At 66.6% G+C, this 20,564-nt stretch carries 17 protein-coding genes; 5 read left to right on the forward strand and 12 right to left on the reverse strand.

The annotated features are described in order from the left end of the window. Window positions 1-173: 173 nt before the first annotated feature. The 4 genes from cphA (AKI39_RS17380) to AKI39_RS17395 all read left to right on the forward strand — a co-directional run bounded on the left by cphA (AKI39_RS17380) (window position 174) and on the right by AKI39_RS17395 (window position 6,291). Window positions 174-2,789 carry a cyanophycin synthetase gene (cphA, locus tag AKI39_RS17380; RefSeq protein WP_066638761.1) on the forward strand — a complete coding sequence of 872 codons (2,616 nt, stop codon included), beginning with the start codon at window positions 174-176 and terminating at the stop codon, window positions 2,787-2,789. 47 nt (window positions 2,790-2,836) lie between these two features. Continuing rightward, the gene (cphA, locus tag AKI39_RS17385) at window positions 2,837-5,413 is read left to right on the forward strand and encodes a cyanophycin synthetase (protein WP_066638764.1); all 2,577 of its coding nucleotides are present in this window, start codon (window positions 2,837-2,839) and stop codon (window positions 5,411-5,413) included. Between the two features lie 321 nt (window positions 5,414-5,734). Continuing rightward, a complete protein-coding gene (locus tag AKI39_RS17390) occupies window positions 5,735-5,896 on the forward strand; it encodes a DUF1328 domain-containing protein (RefSeq protein ID WP_066638768.1) in 162 nt (53 codons plus the stop codon). Between the two features lie 44 nt (window positions 5,897-5,940). After that, complete coding sequence (locus AKI39_RS17395) at window positions 5,941-6,291, forward strand: BON domain-containing protein (RefSeq protein ID WP_066638771.1); 351 nt, start codon at window positions 5,941-5,943, stop codon at window positions 6,289-6,291. Between the two features lie 290 nt (window positions 6,292-6,581). On the opposite strand, the gene AKI39_RS17400 is transcribed toward AKI39_RS17395, so the two are convergent. From AKI39_RS17400 to AKI39_RS17450, 11 genes are all read right to left on the reverse strand, one after another. After that, entirely contained in the window at window positions 6,582-7,238 is a 657-nt protein-coding gene (locus tag AKI39_RS17400; protein WP_066638774.1) for a hypothetical protein, read from the reverse strand. A gap of 216 nt (window positions 7,239-7,454) precedes the next feature. Next, window positions 7,455-8,429 carry a PhzF family phenazine biosynthesis protein gene (locus AKI39_RS17405; protein ID WP_066638777.1) on the reverse strand — a complete coding sequence of 325 codons (975 nt, stop codon included), beginning with the start codon at window positions 8,427-8,429 and terminating at the stop codon, window positions 7,455-7,457. Next, on the reverse strand, window positions 8,426-9,811 hold the full coding sequence (locus AKI39_RS17410) for a 4Fe-4S binding protein (RefSeq protein WP_066638780.1): 1,386 nt from the start codon (window positions 9,809-9,811) through the stop codon (window positions 8,426-8,428). Before AKI39_RS17410 ends, AKI39_RS17405 begins: the two co-directional genes overlap by 4 nt. A gap of 40 nt (window positions 9,812-9,851) precedes the next feature. Then, the gene (locus AKI39_RS17415; protein WP_066638783.1) at window positions 9,852-10,709 is read right to left on the reverse strand and encodes an FTR1 family iron permease; all 858 of its coding nucleotides are present in this window, start codon (window positions 10,707-10,709) and stop codon (window positions 9,852-9,854) included. 29 nt (window positions 10,710-10,738) lie between these two features. Then, a complete protein-coding gene (locus tag AKI39_RS17420; RefSeq protein WP_066638786.1) occupies window positions 10,739-11,089 on the reverse strand; it encodes a cupredoxin domain-containing protein in 351 nt (116 codons plus the stop codon). Then, entirely contained in the window at window positions 11,089-11,625 is a 537-nt protein-coding gene (locus AKI39_RS17425; protein ID WP_066638789.1) for an iron transporter, read from the reverse strand. Before AKI39_RS17425 ends, AKI39_RS17420 begins: the two co-directional genes overlap by 1 nt. A gap of 354 nt (window positions 11,626-11,979) precedes the next feature. Then, entirely contained in the window at window positions 11,980-12,543 is a 564-nt protein-coding gene (gene phaR, locus AKI39_RS17430; RefSeq protein ID WP_066638791.1) for a polyhydroxyalkanoate synthesis repressor PhaR, read from the reverse strand. 151 nt (window positions 12,544-12,694) lie between these two features. Continuing rightward, window positions 12,695-13,432, reverse strand: coding sequence for an acetoacetyl-CoA reductase (phbB, locus tag AKI39_RS17435; protein ID WP_066638794.1), 738 nt, complete (start codon window positions 13,430-13,432; stop codon window positions 12,695-12,697). Window positions 13,433-13,534: 102 nt separating this feature from the next. Next, window positions 13,535-15,193 carry a class I poly(R)-hydroxyalkanoic acid synthase gene (gene phaC, locus AKI39_RS17440; RefSeq protein ID WP_066638797.1) on the reverse strand — a complete coding sequence of 553 codons (1,659 nt, stop codon included), beginning with the start codon at window positions 15,191-15,193 and terminating at the stop codon, window positions 13,535-13,537. A 125-nt stretch (window positions 15,194-15,318) separates the two neighbouring features. Further along, window positions 15,319-16,059, reverse strand: coding sequence for a peptidoglycan editing factor PgeF (gene pgeF / locus AKI39_RS17445; protein WP_066638806.1), 741 nt, complete (start codon window positions 16,057-16,059; stop codon window positions 15,319-15,321). 55 nt (window positions 16,060-16,114) lie between these two features. Further along, a complete protein-coding gene (locus tag AKI39_RS17450; protein WP_066638807.1) occupies window positions 16,115-17,074 on the reverse strand; it encodes an RluA family pseudouridine synthase in 960 nt (319 codons plus the stop codon). 49 nt (window positions 17,075-17,123) lie between these two features. Between AKI39_RS17450 and AKI39_RS17455 the strand changes: the two genes are divergently transcribed. After that, window positions 17,124-17,981: an outer membrane protein assembly factor BamD gene (locus tag AKI39_RS17455; protein WP_083229129.1), complete on the forward strand. Its 858-nt coding sequence runs from the start codon at window positions 17,124-17,126 to the stop codon at window positions 17,979-17,981. 293 nt (window positions 17,982-18,274) lie between these two features. On the opposite strand, the gene AKI39_RS17460 is transcribed toward AKI39_RS17455, so the two are convergent. After that, window positions 18,275-20,509, reverse strand: a complete 2,235-nt coding sequence (locus AKI39_RS17460) for an ATP-dependent DNA helicase (RefSeq protein WP_066638808.1) — start codon at window positions 20,507-20,509, stop codon at window positions 18,275-18,277. Window positions 20,510-20,564: the final 55 nt, after the last annotated feature.

Genomic DNA, 20,564 nt, shown 5'->3' on the forward strand with positions numbered 1-20,564 from the left:
TGGATAGAATCCGCGTCGCCGCCTGCTTACCGATATTTCTATAATCGGCGGCATGCACAGAGCATCCTGGCACCGACGAAACGCGCACCGTATACCTACACGGGATAACCACGAACCGCCCAAAGCCCAGGAATTTCTTCCGTTCGCCATCGGAATTTTCGGCAAATTAGAACATGAAAAAGAAAGACATTGAATTTCTCGATGTCGTGGCTTTGCGCGGCCCGAACATCTGGACATACCGCCCCGTGCTGGAAGCCTGGGTGGATATCGGCGAACTGGAGGATTATCCCTCCAACACGATTCCCGGTTTTTACGAGCGCCTGTCGACGTGGTTGCCGACACTGATCGAGCATCGCTGCAGCCCCGGCGTGCGCGGGGGGTTCCTGCAGCGCCTGCGCGAGGGCACCTGGCCGGCCCATATCCTGGAGCACGTCACGCTCGAATTGCAGAATCTGGCCGGCCTGCCGGGCGGCTTCGGCAAGGCCCGTGAAACGGCCACCCGGGGCATCTACAAGGTGATCGTGCGGGCTTGGCACGAAGACGTCACCCGCGCCGCGCTCGGCGAGGCGCGCGACCTGGTCATGGCGGCCATGGAAGACCGCCCCTTCGACGTCGACGCCACCGTCGCGCGGCTGCGCCGCATGGTGGACCGCCATTGCCTGGGCCCCAGCACGGCCTGCATCGTCGATGCCGCGGACGACCGGGACATCCCCTATATCCGCCTGTTCGAAGGCAACCTGGTGCAGATGGGATACGGCGCGCGCCAGCGCCGCATCTGGACGGCCGAAACCGACCGCACCAGCGCCATCGCCGAAGGGATCTCGCGCGACAAGGACCTGACCAAGCGCCTGCTGGCCGAATGCGGCGTGCCGGTGCCCGAAGGCCGCCTGGTCGAGTCGGAGGACGCGGCCTGGGAAGCGGCGCAGGACATTGGCCTGCCGGTGGTCGTCAAGCCCTACGACGGCAATCACGGCCGCGGCGTCTTCACCAACCTGAACAGCCATGAAGAGGTCAAGGCGGCCTATGCCGTGGCCCAGGAAGAAGGCAGCGGCGTCCTGGTCGAACGCTTCGTATCCGGCAACGAACACCGCCTGCTGGTCGTCGGCGATCGCATGGTGGCCGCCGCGCGCGGGGAGCCTGCGTGGATCGTCGGCGATGGCGAGCACACCGTCGAAGACCTGATCGAGCTGCAGATCAACACCGATCCGCGGCGCGGCAGCGGCGAGGACTGCCCGCTGAACAAGGTCAGGCTGGATTCCGCCGCCCGGCTGGAAATCGCCCGCCAGGGCTTGGCCGCCGACAGCGTGCCCCCGGCCGGCCGGGAAGTGATGATCCAGCGCAACGGCAACGTGGCCTTCGACGTCACGGATCTGGTCCATCCCGAGGTCGCCCACGCCGTCACGCTGGCGGCGCGCATCGTCGGCCTGGATGTCGCCGGCGTGGACCTGGTGGCGGAGGACATCTCCCGCCCGCTGGAGGAACAGCGCGGCGCCATCGTGGAAGTCAATGCGGGCCCGGGCTTGCTCATGCACTTGAAGCCGGCCGACGGCAAGCCACGCCCCGTGGGCAAGGCCATCATCGATTACCTGTTCCCCGACGGCGAGGACGGTCGCATTCCGGTCGTCGGCGTCACGGGCACCAACGGCAAGACCGTGGTGGCGCGGTTGACGGCGCGCCTGCTGCAGCTGTGGGGCCGGCATGTCGGCCTGGCGTGCAGCGAAGGCCTGTACTTCAACCAGCGCCAGGTCGAACGAGGCGATCGCGGCGACTGGGCCACGGGCCGGCGCGTCCTGCTGAACCGCTCCGTCGATGCGGCCGTCATCGAAAACAGCAGCACCGTCATCCTGCGCCAGGGCCTGGCCTACGACCGCTGCCAGGTCGGCATCGTGACCAATATCGACGAAGGCGACCATCTGGGCGAACACGACATCCGCGACCTGGACGGCATGTACAACGTCCTGCGCACGCAGGTCGACGTGGTGCTGCCCACCGGTACCGCGGTGCTGAACGCGCGCGACGAGCGCGTGGTCGAGATGGCCGCGCTATGCGACGGCGACGTGGTGTTCTTCGGCATCGACCCGGGCCTGCCCGCCATCGCATCGCACGTGGCATCGGGCAAGCGCGCGGTCTTCGTGCGCGACGGCCACGTCGTGCTGGCCGACGGCAGCCGCGAAACCCGCATCACCGAGCTGGGGGCCATCCCCCTGACCGAAGAGGGACGCGTGCTCTTCCAGATCGAAAACGTGCTGGCGGCGGTCGGCGCGGCCTGGGCCCTGGGCGTCCCGGCGGACATCATCCGTGTCGGCGTCGAGACCTTCGATATCGATCGCGCGGACGCGCCGTGGCAATTCACGGCGGTCGACCGCAAGGACGCGACCGTGGTCGTGGACGGGGCACACAACCTGTCCGCGCTGCGCGCGCTGGTGGCCGCCGCGGAGCGCTTCCCGGCGCGCCGGCGCCGCATCGTCTACGGCGCCGGCAAGGACCGCCGCGACCAGGACCTGCTGGACCAGGGCGCCCTGCTGGGTGCCTCCTTCGACCAGGTGGTGCTGTACGACGACACGACCGTGCCGAGCGCGCGTCCGGTCGGCCAGGCGCGCGGCCTGTTGCGCGCCGGCGCGCAGCAAGGCGGGCGCGCCACGTCCATCGTGGACGAGCCGGACCACGCCACGGCGATGCGCACGGTGCTGGACAGCGTGCGTCCCGGCGATTTCATCATCATGCAGTGCGACGAGGGCAGCGCCGAAGCTTCGCTTCATATGCTGCGACTCTGGATCGAGCAGAACTAAGGACTATGCCGCCGCCGTCCCGGCGATCCGGCCGACAGGAATACCGCATGGAAGTCTCCCGCATACGCGCACTGCGCGGCCCCAACCTGTGGAGCCGCAATACCGCCATCGAAGCCATCGTCGCCTGTGACGACCTCGAATGCTCCATCGATCAGTTGCCCCCCCTGGAACCGCGCCTGCGCGCGCGCTTTCCGCAGCTGGGGCTGCTGCGTCCCGAAGGTGACGAAGGGACGGTGTCGATGGCCCACGTGCTGGAACGCGTGGCGCTGCTGCTGCAGGCCCATGCGGGCTGTCGGGTCACCTTCAGCCGCACCGCGGCCACGATAGAGCCGGGCGTGTTCCAGGTCGTCGTCGAATACACCGAGGAAGCCGTCGGCCGGCTGGCGCTGGAGCTGGCCGAACAACTATGCGTGGCCGCGCGCGAAGACACCGCTTTCGACCTGGCCAACGCCCTGCACCGCCTGCGCGAACTGGACGAGGACATCCGCCTGGGTCCCAGCACCGGCTCCATCGTCCATGCCGCCGTCACGCGCAATATCCCGTATCGCCGCCTGACGCAAGGCAGCATGGTGCAGTTCGGCTGGGGATCGCGGCAACGCCGTATCCAGGCGGCCGAGACCGACCGCACCAATGCCATTTCCGAATCCATCGCGCAGGACAAGGACCTGACGAAGATGCTGCTGGACGCCGCCGGCGTGCCGGTGCCGTTCGGGCGCACGGTATCCAGCGCGGAGGACGCCTGGGCCGCGGCCCAGGAACTGGGCGGCCCCGTCGTGGTCAAGCCCCGCGACGGCAGCCAGGGGCGTGGCGTCGCGGTCAACATCGAAACGCGCGAGCGGGTCACGGCCGCCTATGCCGCCGCCGCCGACATCAGCCGCGACGTCATTGTCGAACGCTATATCCCCGGCCATGATTTCCGCCTGCTGGTCGTGGGCGACACCCTGGTCGCGGCCGCGCGCCGCGACCCGCCCCAGGTGTCCGGCGACGGCGTGCATACCGTGCGCCAGCTGGTCGACCGGGTCAACCAGGATCCGCTGCGCGGCGACGGCCACGCCACCTCGCTGACGAAGATACGCATCGACGACATCGCGATCGCCACGCTGGCCAAGCAAGGCTACACCGTGGACTCCATTCCGTCCGCGGGCGCGCGCGTGGTCCTGCGCAACAATGCCAACCTCAGCACCGGCGGCTCGGCCACGGACGTCACGGACGAAGTGCATCCCGAACTGGCGGCCCGCGCGGTGACCGCGGCGCGCATGATAGGGCTGGACCTGTGCGGGGTGGACGTGGTGGCGGAGACCATGCACCTGCCGCTGGAAGAGCAGCGGGGCGCCATCGTGGAAATCAATGCCGCGCCGGGCCTGCGCATGCACCTGACGCCTTCCTTCGGCAAGGGCCGCGCGGTGGGCGAAGCCATCATCGCCAACATGTTCGCGGACGGCGAAGACGGCCGCATCCCCGTGGTGGCGGTGGCCGGCACGAACGGCAAGACTACGACGGTGCGCCTGACCGCCCACCTGCTCGGCCAGGACGGCACGCGCGTGGGCATGACCAATTCCGATGGCGTGTACATCGGCGCGCGGCGCATCGATACGGGAGACTGCAGCGGCCCGCGCAGCGCGCGCAGCGTGCTGGCGCATCCGGACGTGGACGCCGCCGTGCTGGAAACGGCGCGCGGCGGCATCCTGCGTGAAGGCCTGGCGTTCGACCGCTGCAATGTGGCGGTCGTCACCAACATCGGCATGGGCGACCACCTGGGCCTGGGCTATATCAGCACGGTCGAAGACCTCGCCGTGGTCAAACGCGTCATCGTGCAGTATGTCCAGCCCTCCGGCTACGCCGTGCTGAACGCGGCCGACCCCATCGTCGCGGAGATGGCCGCCAGCTGTCCCGGCGGCATCGTCTTCTTCGCACTGGACGGCCAGCATCCGCGCATGACCACGCATCGCGCGCGAGGAGGCCGGGTGGTCTATCGCGACGGCCAGCACCTGGTCGCCGCGCAAGGCTCGAAAACCGAGCGAATCGCGCTGGCGGATATACCGCTGACGCGCGGCGGCAGCATTGCCTTCCAGGTGGAGAACGCCATGGCCGCCATCGGTGCCGCCTGGGCGCTGGAGACCCCGTGGGCACACGTCCGCCAGGGCCTGAAGACCTTCGTCAACGATGCCGCGACCGCACCGGGCCGCTTCAATGTCTTCGACTACCGGGGCGCCACCATCATCGCCGACTACGGCCACAATCCCGACGCCATCGCCGCGCTGGTACAGGCCGTGGAAGCCATGCCGGCCGCGCGCCGGTCCGTGGTGATCAGCGGCGCCGGCGACCGCCGCGACGAGGACATCCGCCGTCAGACCGAGATCCTGGGCGAAGCCTTCGACGACGTACTGCTGTACGAGGACCAGTGCCAACGCGGCCGCGCCGACGGCGAAGTCATCGCCCTGCTGCGCGAAGGCCTGCGCCATGCCAGCCGCACCGCCTATTCGACCGAAATCAACGGCGAATTCGTCGCCATCGATACCGCGCTGGCGCGCCTGCAGGCGGGCGATCTATGCCTGATCCTGGTCGACCAGGTGGAAGAAGCGCTGGCGCATATCGCCATGCGGGTGGCGGAAGCCGGGGCGTAGGCTGACCGTAGGCCCAGGGCAAGCTCCCGGGGGCGGCCGCGCGACCGCACGCACAGGGCGGCTCGCGTCGGCCGCGCGACTGTTACCCGTATCCGTCAAAACCCGGACAAGGGTTGCGCAGTTGTAACAGCGGTGCCCTCATGCGGCTAAGACCGTCCTCAACGCTACGCCGTTTACATTTGCCCACATCCGCGTTTGATCCTGATGGGGCCGGGCACGTAGCGTGTTGCTAACCCGTACGCCCAGCCACACCGGCCGGGCATCGAGGCCACGCCAGGTCGCATCGCGAGCCCGGCGCTTTTCCGAATCGGGAGGCAAACCATGCTGTACTACGCCGCTGTTTTCTTCGTCATCGCCATCATCGCCGCCGTGCTGGGCTTCGGCGGCATCGCCGCGGGCGCTGCGGGCATCGCGAAGATCCTTTTCATCGTTTTCCTCGTCCTGGCGCTGCTGTCCGTCCTGGGTGGCATATTCCGACGATAGTGCCGGAATTCGGTCCCCTTAAAACTGCACAAGGAGAAACGCCTATGCGTACCCGCCAACTCTTCATCAGCGCCGTCCTGGCCCTGGGTGCCGGCGCCCTGCCGGCCGCCCACGCCGCGGACACGACCAACGCCAACGGCAAACCCAAGGAATCGGTCGGTGAATACGCGTCCGACACGGTCATCACCACCAAGGTGAAGGCCGCGATCGTCGCCGACAAGTCGCTGAGCGCCCTGGACGTCGCCGTGGAAACCAATAATGGCGTCGTCACGCTGACCGGCACGGTGGCATCCGCCGCGCAAAGCGATGCGGCCACGCATGCCGCGCGTGGCGTCGAAGGCGTCAAGCAGGTCAAGAACAACCTGAAGGTCGATGCGACGAAGAGCCGGAAGTAAAGGCCCCATACCCGAAGATAGACGGCCGTCGCGGGGCGGCCGTTTGTTTACCTGGGAGCGGGTCAAGAAGCGGCGTCAGATCAGGGAAACGCGGTATACGCCCACGTTCAAAGCACTTCCGTCCTTGGGAACCGTTCCCAAGCCGGATAGGTAGTAAAGATTATTCACGCTGTCAGCCCACGCCGACGGCAACGTAATAATGTCCATTTCCGGAGGCGGGGTGCCCGTCACGAGGAGTGGCTTATCGGTGGCGACATCGATAGCCCGAAGATGAGGCGGCGGAGCGCTCGCTACGAGCGTCGGGCCGACCAGATCCGCCGCATCATCATGTTGTTCGACGCCTCGAGTCCTTTCGTCTTATAGAAGAAGCCCTGGGCGGGCGAGCCACCATAGTAGTAAACAGCCGGTGTCGCGCCGTCTTTTACCTCGACAGAAAAGAATGCATTGTTCGCGCCCCACACATCCTTTGTAAACCCGTAGATCACGCCATCCCGTTCCAGCATCTGCTGGACCTTCCCGACGTTGTCGTCGAATACGATGGTGCAGTCCAGGTCCCAGCCCCATTTCGCCGAGGCCGGGCTGTTATGCACCTGCAAGACGACGACGTTGCTGTCCCGAACGGCGAAGGCTACCCTGCCGTCGCTTACGCCGCATGCGGCATCCATCCTTGAGCCGGACGGCCATGTCGACAAGGTCGCCGGCGATACGGGCGGCGCCTGGAGGATCGCGAAGTTCGGGATCCCGTCGAGGAGTTCGAGGCCAACTATCCCGAGCCCATCGCCGGACACCTGGCCGACGAGTGCGGCCGAGACGTAGCTGGAATCCGGAGAAGGCTTGATGCCGTCCAGGAAGCAGGCGGGAAGTCCTTCCTCGTCCGTAAGTCCTACGGGTATGGGAATTTGTGCGAGTTTCTCGAACTGGACGCGTTTTCCGGTGTCGGATTGCATGGTGCCCTTCTCCCGTTGACCACCCCTCGCAATACGCCCAGCCCACTAGAGAGCCCATGTCGGCGCAACGCAAGACGATGATGGCGAAAATAACAGGGGCGCCAAATACCGGTCTTTGCAAACCGTGCTTTTTATTTTGATTTCGCGTAAAGATGCGGCCCGACACCGCTGTCATCGACGCATATCAAGGATGCGTACGTCCAGCCCGGGCTGGCGTCAGGGCAGCTTGATGCTTCCGCTGCCCAATTCCAGCACTTGCCCCGACACGCTGATTCGGCCGTCGGCCGTGACCCGCAACCCCATGACGCATGGCCGGCCGGCTTGTTCGCCCTGCGCCACACGGATATGCAACGGCAGGGATCGGCCGGTGGCGACGCACCAACCGCCCAGGTTGGCGCAGGCCGAACCGGTACCCGGGTCTTCCACCACGCCGCCGCCCGGCTTCACGAAGAAATAGCGCGCCAGCACGTGGTTCACGCCATTACCGCCATGGGGCGGGCTTCCATCGCCGCCCTCCCCCGGGTCCGCGTTGCCGCCATGCGGGCGGCGCCCATCGCCGGAGCGATGCGCGTGCCCGGCGGGATCGTCCAGCCGGAGGTCGAAGGCGAATACATAGGCCACCCGGCGGCTCGCCTTGCTGGCTTCCCATTCATCCAGGCGCGCTGCGTCGGGCCTGGCCCGGCGCACTGCTTCCACCGACTTCAGCGGTACCAGCAATTGATGCGCGCCCGTATCGAGCCACAGCGGCTCGGACAGCAGGTCGTCCGTGGACACGCCCAATTGAGCGGCAATGGTGGCGGCAGGCAACACCGGCCGGCGCACTTCCGGCGCGCCCCCGCCAGGCGCCACCAGCGTCCAGGTATCGCCCTGTGCCTGCACCGGCACCACGCCGGCCCGCATCTCCAGCGTCAGGCTATCGCCCACGCCGGTCAGCGCGCGCACCACGTGCGACGTACCCAGGGTAGGATGGCCGGCGAAGGGCATTTCGTAGCCGGGCGTGAAAATCCGCACCCGCGCCGTCGCCGAGCGCGAAGGCAGGATGAACGTCGTTTCGGATAGATTGAATTGCAGCGCGAGCGCCTGCATTTCGGCATCGCTCAGGCCGCTGCCGTCTTCGAACACGCACAAGGGATTGCCGCCGAAGGTGGTTTCGGCGAAGACGTTCAGGATGCGGTAGCGGTAGGTTCTCACCACGTCACGAAGAACAAGACCCAGGCCAGGCAGAACGGCACCATCCCGGCGGCAAACACCAGCCATGCCGCGAGCCTGCGGCCGATCGATGGCGTGCGCTGCCCCATGACGCGCCAGGCCAGCCGCAGGGACCACCCCACGGCGAGCGTCAGCAGCGTAAAGCGCACGGGATTGGCCCAGAGCGCGTGCACGCCTTCATGCTTGAGCAGGGTAATGGTGGTGGCGGACAGGCCCAGGAAGACGCCGATGCCGGCGGCCGGGATCAAGGGCTGCGCCAGCTTGTGCAGGCCGGCCCCGCCCCAGCGCGACCGCCCTTGCACCGCCGGCAGCAGGCGGTCGGCCAGCCACAGCGCCGCATAGAGTGCACCACCGACCACCGCGGTGGTGGCGGCGATGAAGAACAGGATGGTGGCGCCATCCAGCCAGGAAAAGGCGTCGTTGACTTCCGGGTAATGGGTCAGGATGAACCACGGGGCGTTGTCCGCCAGCGGCCACATGATGTCCTTGTCGATCAACCAGGTGGCGGCGGCCTGCTTGATGGTCACGAACCAGGGGCTGGCACTCCACAGGAACGCACCCATGGCGATGCCCATCATGCCGAACACCACCAGCGCGGTCTGCCAGGCATCGCCCTGTGCCACGTCGACGATCTCTGCTTCGGGCGAACGCGGGGTCAGCGCGATGGCGCCGCGGTAGCCGCTGCAACGTCCGCACATATGGCAATCGCCGGCGCCCTTCATATGGCGCAGCGGCACCAGGGGCGCGCAGTTCACCGCCTGGATGCGGATGACTGGATGCCGCCACGCTTCCTCGTTCACCTTGAAATGCCACGGCGACAGCTTGGCCAGCAAGTTGAATACGCCGTTGACCGGGCACAGGTATTTGCACCAGACGCGCTTGCTGCGGCCGTAGCGCCATCCCACCACCATGGCCGCCGCCGTGGACCCGCCCAGGACCGCCAGGACAGCCAGCGGGTACTGATACACGCTGACCAGCTGGCCGTAGATCGTGGTCAGGGCGAAGGCGACGAAAGGCCAGCCGCCCCAGCGCATCCAGCGCGGAATGGCCAGGCCCTTGCCGTGCTCGCTGGCCCATTCGGTCAGCATGCCTTCGGGGCAGAAAAGGCCGCACCAGGCCCGCCCCAGGATAGGCATGGAAACCAGCACGAAAGGCCACCATATGCCCCAGAAGGCGAACTGCGCGACCACCGTGAGGTTGTTGAACACCGACGCGGTATTGCCCGGCAGCGGCATGGCCGCCGGCACGATCAGCAGGAAGGCATATAACGCGACAATGCCCCATTGCAGCTTGCGCAGCAAAGGGGCATGGTCACGCAGGAAATCGGCCACGCGGACAGTTGCCCGCGCTACTGCTACAGCCATGGTCCCACCTTTACAGATATTCGGCTTATCGCGGCCGCCATTATCGCGCGCTGGCCGACGCCGCCGCCCCGGCGGGACGAGGCGCCGCCGGACCGGCGCGCCGCAGCAGCGCCCACACCACGATCCAGTAGGCCGCCCACACCAGCACGGTGGTCAGCGCCGGATACGCACGATAGCCCGCGAAATCGGCCAGGATCTTGCCCACGCCAGTGCTGTCATTCAGCAGCCGGCTGCTGTCCCAGATCGGATCCACCAGCGGCGGCACCACGCCCAGCGAAATCAGGTGGTCCAGGCCGCCCACCAGCAGGGAACCGGCCAGCAGCAGCAACAGGATTTCCGTCACCCGGAAGAAGCGCCGCCACGTAATCAGCTTGCCGCCCAGCTGCAGCAGCCAGAAGGTCAGCAAGGCGACGGCAAAGCCCGCCAGGCCCGCCAGCCCCAGCATCCACGCGCTGCTGCCTTCCGCCCCGGCCGATACCGTGCCGTACAGGAACACCACCGTTTCACTGCCCTCGCGCGCCACCGCGATCACGACCAGAATCAGCAGACCCCACCAGTTGTCGTCGCGCACGGATTCGCGCGCGCCGCTTTCCAGTTCGCCCTTCAGCGTGCGGCCATGCTTCTTCATCCAGAAGACCATTTGCACGACCAGGGCGCAGGCCACCAGCGCCATGCCCGCCTGGAACCATTCCTGTCCGGTATCGGACAGCCAGGACGAAACGCCCAGCAGGACCAGGGCCAGCGCGACAGCCAGCCCCAGGCCCCCCGCCACGCCGCCCCAAAGATAAGGCAGCCCGCGCCGGCCCTCGGGGGTGGCGCGCAGCCAGGAATACAGGATGCCCACGACCAGCAGGGCTTCGACGGATTCGCGCCAAACGATAAAAGAGACCTGTTCCATGACATCGAGGGGGCGCGGGTACGCCCGTTTCAATCCTTGGGTTGAACGACCAGCGTGCCCTTGACGTCCTGGTGGAAATCGTCGAAGAACGGATATTCACCGGGCCGAGAAATGGTGATCACGACGAAGGACTTCACGCCGGGTCCCAGCACTTTTTCCTTGCGCAGCGGAATGCTTTCGAATTCCACCGGCTCCTTGCTTTCATTGCTCAATTCGATCTTGAAGCGGCCCGCCGGAACGACCAGCCGCGCGGGTTCGAAGGTGCCGTCCGCCTTGAAGGTGAGCTGGAACGTCGGCATGTCGTCGGCGCGGGCCGGGCCCGCCGCGCACAGCAGGGCCAGCGCGAACGCCGGCAGCCATGCATGGGCCGCGCGCTTCATCAGTAGCCACCCTTCTTGCCGGTACCGGCGTAGACGAATTCATAGTCCTGTTCGAATGGCGCGAACCACGGGCCCACGCCGGTTTCCTTGTCCACATGGCGGCCGAAGTGATTGTGGCCATCGGCGGTGGGCGGGGAAATGAAGAACTTGAGCTTGTACTTGCCCGGGCCATCGAGCTTGACGTTTTCGCCATAGTGCGGGCCGTCGTTGGCGACCATGGGCATCAGCATGCCTTGTTGCACCTTGTCGCTGCCTACCTTCTGGAGTTCGTACTTGACCACCAGGTAAGGCATCCACTCGCCTTCCGGGAAGCCGGTGGGATTGTTGGCCGTGGCATGGATGTCGGCTTCCAGGTGGATGTCCGAGTCCCGGGCCGCCCGCATGACCCCGGGGGGATCCATTTCGATGGGTTGCAAATACACCGCACCGACTTCCATGCCGCCCTTCTCCACGGGCTTGCCGATGGGGTATTCGGCTGCGTGGGCCGCGCCGCAGAGGGCGAGGCCGGCAGCCAGAGCGAGGGCCTGTCTGATCATCGAATTTCCTTCCGGCGGAGTTCCGCCGTCATGCGACCGTAAAGTTGAAAGCATAGGGAAAAGCAAGGATGAATGCAAACAAGAACTGTTTTCATGCCGATGGCGGGCTATCTCATCCTTGGCGAACTCCCTGCCGGGGCCCCCACCCTTTGCCAGGACGGCGGTCTACGGGGCGCCAGGGGAGCGGTAGGACCGGGATTGCTTGCGGTGGTTCCCCTGCCGCGCCTGCCCGCGTACGCGGCGGCCCGGCAGTATTCGTTTAAGGGAGGTTGAACCGGCGGGCCGGAAGGTGGAAGGCTGCCCGCCCCTATTGGCGGGCGGGCAGCCGCCTTTCGATTTTTGCCGGCTCCCGCCCTACTTGCCCCGGTTGCCCTGGGCCGCGCCAGGGAATGGGAAGGTCGAGAACATCGAGCGGGTCTGGTCCTGCATCTTGTCCTGCATCTGCACGAACAGGTTCTTGCTCTGCTCGATGTAGCTGTTCATCATGTTCTGCATCATGGGGGCCTGGCCATTCATGAACTGGGTCCAGGCCTCGGGGCCGAACTGGTTGCCGTACAGTCCCTTGGACTGCTCGGCCATGCGCTCCTGGATCTCCATGAAAGCCTGGATGTTCTTCTCCAGGTAGGAACCCATGATGCCCTGCATGGCATGCCCATAGAAGCGGATGATCTGCGCCAGCATGTTCGACGAGAACATCGGCACGCCGCCGCCTTCTTCTTCCAGGATGATCTGCAGCAGGATGCTGCGGGTCAGGTCGTCGCCGCTTTTCGCATCGACGACCTGGAAGGATTCGTTGGCGAGGACCAGCTGCTTGACATCCGCCAGCGTGATGTACGTGCTGGTCTGCGTGTCGTACAAGCGACGGTTCGGGTACTTCTTGATCAGGCGTGTACTGGCGCCTGCTTGGGCTTGCGTCATGGTTGTCCCCTGCTCGGGTCGATCGTGTTGTACTTATGGATGTGACATCGGTCGATACGGCCGCCCGCGGGGCCTGTGCGACGGCCTATATCTTAGTCCTGCTTGCCGCGATCATGGCACCGGACCCCTGCGGCCCGGCGCGCTCGCCGGTTCAATGCATATGCAGACCGCCGTTCAAGGAAAAGTCAGCGCCTGTGGCGAAGCCCGATTGATCCGAGGCCAGCCACGAGACCATGGACGCGATTTCCTCCGGCGTGCCCAGGCGCCGCACCGGGATGGTGGCGACGATTTTTTCCAGGACGTCGGGACGGATGGCGCGCACCATGTCCGTGCCGATATAGCCCGGCGATACCGTGTTCACGGTAACGCCCTTGTTGGCGACTTCCTGGGCCAGCGCCATGGTGAAACCGTGGATGCCGGCCTTGGCGGTGGAATAGTTGGTCTGCCCGAACTGGCCTTTCTGCCCGTTGACCGAACTGATGTTGATGATCCGGCCCCATTGGCGGTCGACCATGTGCTCCAACACCTGCTTGGTCACATTGAACACGCCATTCAGGTTGGTGTCGATTACGGCGCGCCAGTCATCAAGCGACATTTTGCGAAACAGGCCATCGCGGGTAATGCCGGCGTTGTTCACCAGCACATCCACCTGGCCATAGTCGGCGCGGACTTTTTCAAAAGCCTGGACGGTTGAATCCCAGTCCGCGACGTTGCCGACGGAGGCATAGAACGTATAGCCCTGTGCCGCCTGTTCATCCAGCCACTGCTCGTAATTGCGGCTAGGCCCGCATCCCGCGACCACGCGGAAGCCGTCCTTCGCCAGGCGCTGGCAGATGCAAGTTCCTATACCGCCCATGCCACCGGTCACGTATGCCAGTTTTCCGCTCATCGATGTTCTCCTGTGTGCTGCCGCACTTCGAATGTGCTGCCCGTGGGTCCTGCCTGTATGTCTTTGTCTTGCCGGTGGGTGCTGCCTGCACGCCCAGCCGCATTACATGGCTCTTACCTTCACATAGCGCCCCGGCGCGGGCTCGATGGGCGGATGTTCCGCGCTGCCCATACGGCTCGGCGCCTTCCCCTGCCGGCCCGAATGGCCGGCCAGCCAGGCTGTCCAGTCGGGCCACCAGCTGCCGGGATGTTCTTCCGCGCGCGCCAGCCAGGCGGAAGGATCGCCGGGCAGCATGGCATTTCCGTTGCCGTCGCCGTTGCCGTTTCCGTTTCCCGCGGCGGTGGTCCAGTAGCTGCGCCGTTTCTTCGCCGGCGGATTGATGACGCCCGCGATGTGTCCGGATGCGCCCAGGACGAAACGCTGGGTGCCGCGCAGCAATTGCGTGGAAGCATAGGCCGATGTCCACGGCACGATGTGATCCTCGCGCGAACCGAAGATGTAGGCCGGCATGTCGAGGCTGGTCAGGTCCAGCGGCACGTCCGCCACGACGCAGCGGCCCGGCACCTTCAGGTTGTTTTCCAGATAGGTATTACGGAAATACCAGGCGAAGAACGGTCCTGGCAGATTGGTGCTGTCCGCGTTCCAGAACAACAGGTCGAAGGCCGGCGGCTTGCGGCCCTTGAGATAGTTGTCCACCACGTAATTCCACACCAGTTCGTTCGGGCGCAGGAAGGAAAAGGTGGTGGCCAGTTCGCGACCGGGCATCAAGCCGCCGCCGCCCAGCAGGCGATCGCGCAGCAGGGCATGGGTTTCGTCCACGAACACGCTCAGCACGCCGGTGTCGCGGAAATCCAGCAAGGCGGTCAGCAGCGTCAAGGCCGCCACCGGCCTTTCGCCGCGGGCATGCGCCAGCGCCAGGGCCGACGCCAGCAGCGTGCCGCCAACGCAGAAGCCCAGGGCGTTCACCTGGGGCTGGCCGGTGATCTCCCCGGCCATGCGCAGCGCGGGAAGAACGGCGTTTTCCAAGTAGTCGTCCCACTGCGCACGGTCCACGCCGTCTTCGTCGGCGGGTACCGGATTGCGCCACGACATCATGAACACCGTAAAGCCCGCCTCCACCGCGTGGCGGACGAAGGAATTCGCGGGCTGCAGGTCCAGGACATAGAACTTGTTGATATTCGGCGGCACGATCACCAGGGGCCGCTGGTACACGGTTGGCGTCGAGGGCGTGTACTGGATCAGCTGGAACAGCGGGTTTTCGAACACCACCTGCCCGGGCGTGACCGCGACGTTGACGCCGATTTCGAACTGGCTTTCGTCGGTCTGCGTGATGCGGCCCTTGCCCAGATCGTTCAGCAGGTTGGCCAGGCCTTCGTTCAGCGCCTTGCCGGCCGAGGCCAGGACGGATTCCTGGGCATCGGGATTGAAGGCCAAGAAATTGGACGGCGCAATCGCGTCCAGCCACTGCATGATGGAAAACCGCAGCCGGTCGCGCAGTGCCTCGCTGACGCTGGCGGCGTCCACCATGCGATGCAGGGCGCGCGCGGACAGCAGGTAGGCATGGGCCATGACGAGGTGATGGGGGCTGCGGCGCCAGGCCTCGCCCGCGAACCGTTTGTCGGAGGGAGGTTCCAGGCGGCCGGCGCGGGCATCGTCGGCGAGGCGCTGCCAGTCGCGGGAGAAGTCCGCCTGTATCTGCGCCAGGATGTCCGGTGCGACACCGACCGGGACGGGCCATGCTGCGGATGGATGGGCAGTCACCTCGACACCTTGTTATGGTCGCTTTTCAAAAGGATGGTGCATTGCGGTGCAAGTAGTGTCAATGCGGGTAATCGCAGGGGGCGCGTTGCCCGTTTTCGCGGCTGCGCGGCGTCGGCGGGACGCCCTCATGGGTGGCACAACCAGGCCAGCATCGCCATTCGGCCCGTCTGTCCGTCACGCCGATAGGAAAAGAAACGGCCGGGATCCGAGACCGTGCAGAGCCCGCTGCGGTGCACCGCCGCCACGCCGGCGCGGGCCAGCCGCAGGGCAGCCAGCGCCGGCAGGTCGGCCAGCCATTTGCCGGCCACGCCCGGGCGGGGCGCAAACAGCGCGGCGGCCTGCGGCCCGTCCGCGCCGAACGCCTCCAGCACATCGGGCCCGACCTCGAAGGCCGCCGGGCCTATCCCCGGCCCGATCCAGGCTTGCCAGCCCGCGGCATCCGGACATTTCCGGCGCAAGGCCTCCAGGGTGTGTTCCAGGACGCCGCCGGCCAGCCCGCGCCAGCCGGCGTGGGCGGCCCCCAGGACACGCCCGCCGGTATCGGCGATGAGCACCGGCAGGCAATCAGCCACCATGATGGCCAGGGGACGTTCCGGGACGGCCGTCACGGCGGCATCCGCGGCGGGTTCGTCTTGCGCCGGCCCATCGGCGTCAACAACCCGCGCGCCGTGCACCTGCCGCAGCCATAGCGGGTCGGCCGGCAGCATGGCGCGGACGCGCCGCCGGTTTTCCGCGACGGCTTGCGGCTGGTCGCCGGCGCGCAGGCCCAGGTTCAAGGTGTCGTGCGGCGCCGTCCCGACGCCGCCGGCCCGGGTGGTGCAGAAGTAGCGCACACCGGCCCACTGCGGGCCGGTGACCACCGGCAAGGCGGCCTGTCCGGCCTGGGGGGATGCTGATGCGGTGAAGCTCACGGATGACCTCTCAGGCGTTCCAGGCGATCGCCTGGCAAACGGCCGCCATGTCGGAAGGGGGCGGCGCCTCGAAGGACAACGGCCCGGTGCCGGCCGGGTCGTCGAAGCGCAGGGCGCGCGCGTGCAGCATCTGGCGTGTTGCCCCCGCCACCGCCTTGCCGCCATACAAGGTATCGCCCAGCAAGGGGTGCCCCAGGCTGGCCAGGTGGACGCGTATCTGGTGCGTGCGGCCGGTTTCCAGGCGGCATGCGATGCGCGATGCGCGCGTCTCGCCGGCCAGGCCGGCGGCTTCGGGCGCGTAATGCGTGACGGCATGCTTGGGCGCGATGGGGCGCTCCACGCTCATGCGCACCGGCACGCGGGCATCGCGGCCCACCGGCCGGTCCACCGTGCCGGGACCGGCCAGCCAGCCGTGGACCAGCGCGACGTATTCGCGGCCCATGGTGCGCGCCTGCAGCTGGCGTACCAGGTGAGTCTGCGCCTGTTCGGTGCGCGCCACGACGAGCAAGCCGGAGGTGTCCTTGTCCAGGCGATGGACGATGCCGGCCCGTGCCACCCCGCGCAATTCGGGATAGCGGAACAGCAAACCGTTGAGCAGCGTGCCGCGCCAGTTGCCGGCGCCGGGATGCGTCACCAACCCGGCGGGCTTGTCGACGACGATCCAGGCCGGGCTGTCCGCCACGACGCGGAAATCCACGGGTTCGGGCTCGAAAGCCTGGGCATCGGGCGCGGGCTGCTCCCACACGGCGATGAGGTCGCCGGGGCCGACGGGCTGGCGTACCTTGGCGGGCGCGCCGTTCACCTGCACGTAACCGGCCTCGATCCAGCCCTGCAGGCGGCTGCGGGAGTGCTCTGCCAAGAGACCGGAAAGCACCTTGTCCAGCCGGTCGGCCTGGACGGTTTCCGGGACGCGCAGAATTTGCGGTTCGTCATCGGAAGGAAGATCCGCGCTGGCGGCTAACTCGGACATGGAGACAAATCATATAATCGACGCAGCCAGCCATGCTAACACCAAGGAAATGACCGTCGTGACTCCCCGCGTTCCCGCCCCTCCGTTTTCCGCCTCCCGCCTCGGGTCGGTCGCGCGCCTGTGCCTGGCGCTTGCCCTTACCGCCCTGCTGGCTGCCTGCGGCACCAGCGGCGCCAAGTACGACAAGACCGCCAACTGGAGCGCGGAACAGCTCTACAACGACGCCAAGCAGGAAATGGACGCCGGCAACTGGAAAGACGCCCGCGAACGCCTGACGGCCGTCGAAAGCCGCTATCCGTTCGGCGTGTACGCGCAACAGGCTTTGATCAACCTGGCCTACGTCAATTGGAAGGACGGTGAAAACGACCAGGCGCTGGCGGCCATCGACCGGTTCCAGCAGTTGTATCCCAACCATCCCGGCACCGACTACGTGCTGTACCTGAAGGGACTGATCAATTTCACGCCGGCCAGCGCGTTCATGACGAACATCACCGGCCAGGATCCCAGCGAACGCGATCCCAAGGGGCTGCGCGCCTCGTATGACGCATTCAACGAACTGATCAAGCGCTACCCGGACAGCAAGTACGCCGCCGACGCCCGCCTGCGCGTGGTGTGGCTGGTGAATGCCATTGCCATGAACGAAGTGCACGTGGCGCGCTACTACTACGAACGCGGCGCCTATATCGCGGCCGCCAACCGCGCGCAGACCGTGATCACGGACTTCCAGGGCGCGCCGGCTTCGGAAGAAGCGCTGTACATCCTGTACAAGTCCTACGAAAAGCTGAAGATGCCGCAGCTGGAAGCCGATGCCCGCCGGGTGTTGAACACCAACTTCCCCAACAGCAAATACCCCACGCAAGGCTTCAAGCAGGACAAGAACTGGTGGGATCCCTGGAGCTGGATGTAAGCCGGCAAACGCCCGCCTCTCCTGCCACCAACAGACGCGCCCCTACGCCGGGGCGCGTTTTTTTTGGGTGCGGCCCAAGCGCTGCGCGTCACCCACGTCGCATGAAACGGGCGTCGCCCCCTTGAGGGGGAAGCGCGCAGCGCTTCGGGGGTGGGTTCAACCAGCGGCTTCCACACACCACTCGTCGCATGAAACGGGTGTCGCCCGACCGGGGACGCCGCAGATCCGGCTCCGCCGGTCCGCCGGCGTCGCCCCCTTGAGGGGGAAGCGCGCAGCGCTTCGGGGGTGGGTTTTTATCCAGCCGTGTTTTCCTGGGTCTTGCGGTCCAGGAAGGCCAGGGCCTCGTTCAATTCGCGAGTACGCGCAAAAGGTGGCAAGCCGCGCCACAGGCGCTTGCCGTAGCTTTTTTCCACCAGGCGGACGTCCCCCACCATCAGCACCCCCCAGTCGCCCATGGTACGGATCAGGCGGCCTGCGCCTTGCTTCAGGGCAATGGCGGCTTCCGGCAGTTGGTATTCGGCGAAGGGGTTGCCGCCGCGCGCCCGGCATTCGCGCAAGCGCGCCTCGATGACGGGATCGTCCGGCGGGGCGAACGGAAGCTTGTCGATCGCCACCAGCGTCAGCACATCGCCCGGCAGGTCTATGCCTTCCCAGAAGCTGGCGCTGCCGACCAGCACCGGGTGGGTCAGCGTACGGAACCGTTCCAGCAGATCGCGCCGCGTCCCTTCGCCTTGCCGAAGCAAGGGCCATTCGACGCCATCGGCGTCGAAGGCATCGGCCAGCAGGCCGGCGAAGCGATCCACGGCGCGCAGCGTCGTGCACAGCACGAGCGCGCCCCCGGGACTGGCATGCAGCAGCGGCATCAAGGTTTCGACGAAACGTTCGGCGAAACGCGGCGCCTGTGGCTCCGGCAGGTCCTTCGGGACGAAAAGCAGGCCCTGTGACCCGTAATCGAACGGCGATTCCCAATGGCCCGTCACGGCATCGTCCAGCCCCAGCTGGCGCGTGAAGTGGCCGAAGTCGCCATGCACCGACAGCGTGGCGGAGGTCAGCACCCAGGCCTGGCCCGGTTTGCGGTATCTGGAGAATGCCTGCGCCACGGACAAGGGCGCGGCATGCAGGCGCACATGATGGGTGCCGTGTTCGACCCAGCGCACGGAAGGGCCCGTCCAGTCGGCAAGCGGTGGCGGCGTGACCACCGCAGCCGCGGGCGATGGGATGGATACCGCCGGCGATACCGATGCGGCCGCCGCCGCGGGCGTCTGTAGCGCCGCCGCCGGCGCCCCCCGCGTGGGGTCAGGCAACGATGCCGGCGACGCGTCGGCGGGCCGCGCATCGGCGTGGGCGGGGGAAACGCCCGCCATCATCGCGGCCGACCAGGCGGCGACAACGGCCTCGTCGCTTTCCTCCGGCGTAACGGCCGGCGCCGCATCCGCCTGCGCCGGCGGCGCCCAGCGCTTCAGGCGCAGGAGGATTTCCGCGCCCTGCCGTGCCGCCGCGGCCAGGTCGGGATGTTTTTCCGCCACCTGGGTCAGGCCACGGGTTACCCCATGCACCGCGTCGTTCAGGTTCCTGAGCGCCTCATGGAAGCCGTCGGCATCCGGCACGGTGTCGAAGTTGGCCTTGCGGCCCGGCATGTGCTCGATGGCGCCGCAGGACAGGCGCAGCTCACGCGCGGCGTGCTCCAGCTTGCGCGAGGCTTCGCCCCAGTTCATTGCCTCGCGCGCATAAGCCAGGCCGGCGGCTTCGGCGGCGCGGCCGAAGTCCAGCAGCTGGTGCGTGGACAGGCTGGTGCCCAGGAAGCGCGTGGCCGTGTCCGGCAATTGATGCGCTTCGTCGAAGATGACGGTGTCGGCTTCCGGCAGCAGATCGGTGATGCCTTCTTCGCGCAGTACCAAGTCGGCCATGAAGAGCGCGTGGTTGATGACCACGACGTCGGCTTCCTGGGCTTCGCGACGCGCCTTCACGACGAAGCAATCGCGAATGCGGGGACATTCCTGACCCAGGCAGTTTTCGCGGGTGGAGGTGGCTCGCTGCCAGATGTCCGCGTCTTCGGGCACCTGGGCCAGGTCCGCGCGATCGCCCGTCTTGGTGTGCGCGGCAAAGCGCTGGATATGGCGCAGCTGGCTGATTTCGGCCCGCGACTTCAACGCACGGTCGTCGCCGGAAAGGCGATCCAGGTGATAGTGGCAAAGATAGTTGCCGCGCCCCTTCAGCAGCGCCGCCGTCACGGGCACCGCCAAGGCGGCGCGCACGCGTGGCAAGTCGCGATTGAACAGCTGGTCCTGCAACGTTCGTGTCCCGGTGGAGATCAGCACCTTGCCGCCCCCCAGGAAGGCCGGAACGAGGTATGCCCAGGTCTTGCCGATGCCGGTGCCGGCTTCGGCGACCAAGGTGGCGCGATGCGAAATCGCCTGTTCGATGGCCTGTGCCAGCTCTATCTGGGACGCGCGCACGCGATAGCCGGGCGACGCTTTCGCAAGCGGGCCGTCTTCGGCGAAATACTCGGCAAGCTCCGGATGCAACATGGAAAGACAGGATGGCGGTACAGGCTGGAATCATACCGTCCGCGGCCCGGCCCGA

This window comes from Bordetella sp. H567 (genome assembly GCF_001704295.1).
Classification (GTDB): Bacteria; Pseudomonadota; Gammaproteobacteria; order Burkholderiales; family Burkholderiaceae_B; genus Bordetella_C.

Coding starts and splice junctions, on each gene's coding strand:
- AKI39_RS17455 (WP_083229129.1), top strand. CDS start 17,124: ATGACCGTCGTGACTCCCCGCGTTCCCGCCCCTCCGTTTTCCGCCTCC.
- AKI39_RS17420 (WP_066638786.1), bottom strand. CDS start 11,089: ATGAAGCGCGCGGCCCATGCATGGCTGCCGGCGTTCGCGCTGGCCCTG.
- AKI39_RS17415 (WP_066638783.1), bottom strand. CDS start 10,709: ATGGAACAGGTCTCTTTTATCGTTTGGCGCGAATCCGTCGAAGCCCTG.
- cphA (WP_066638761.1), top strand. CDS start 174: ATGAAAAAGAAAGACATTGAATTTCTCGATGTCGTGGCTTTGCGCGGC.
- AKI39_RS17460 (WP_066638808.1), bottom strand. CDS start 20,509: ATGTTGCATCCGGAGCTTGCCGAGTATTTCGCCGAAGACGGCCCGCTT.
- AKI39_RS17390 (WP_066638768.1), top strand. CDS start 5,735: ATGCTGTACTACGCCGCTGTTTTCTTCGTCATCGCCATCATCGCCGCC.
- AKI39_RS17450 (WP_066638807.1), bottom strand. CDS start 17,074: ATGTCCGAGTTAGCCGCCAGCGCGGATCTTCCTTCCGATGACGAACCG.
- AKI39_RS17410 (WP_066638780.1), bottom strand. CDS start 9,811: ATGGCTGTAGCAGTAGCGCGGGCAACTGTCCGCGTGGCCGATTTCCTG.
- AKI39_RS17425 (WP_066638789.1), bottom strand. CDS start 11,625: ATGATCAGACAGGCCCTCGCTCTGGCTGCCGGCCTCGCCCTCTGCGGC.
- cphA (WP_066638764.1), top strand. CDS start 2,837: ATGGAAGTCTCCCGCATACGCGCACTGCGCGGCCCCAACCTGTGGAGC.
- AKI39_RS17400 (WP_066638774.1), bottom strand. CDS start 7,238: ATGCAATCCGACACCGGAAAACGCGTCCAGTTCGAGAAACTCGCACAA.
- phbB (WP_066638794.1), bottom strand. CDS start 13,432: ATGAGCGGAAAACTGGCATACGTGACCGGTGGCATGGGCGGTATAGGA.
- phaR (WP_066638791.1), bottom strand. CDS start 12,543: ATGACGCAAGCCCAAGCAGGCGCCAGTACACGCCTGATCAAGAAGTAC.
- AKI39_RS17395 (WP_066638771.1), top strand. CDS start 5,941: ATGCGTACCCGCCAACTCTTCATCAGCGCCGTCCTGGCCCTGGGTGCC.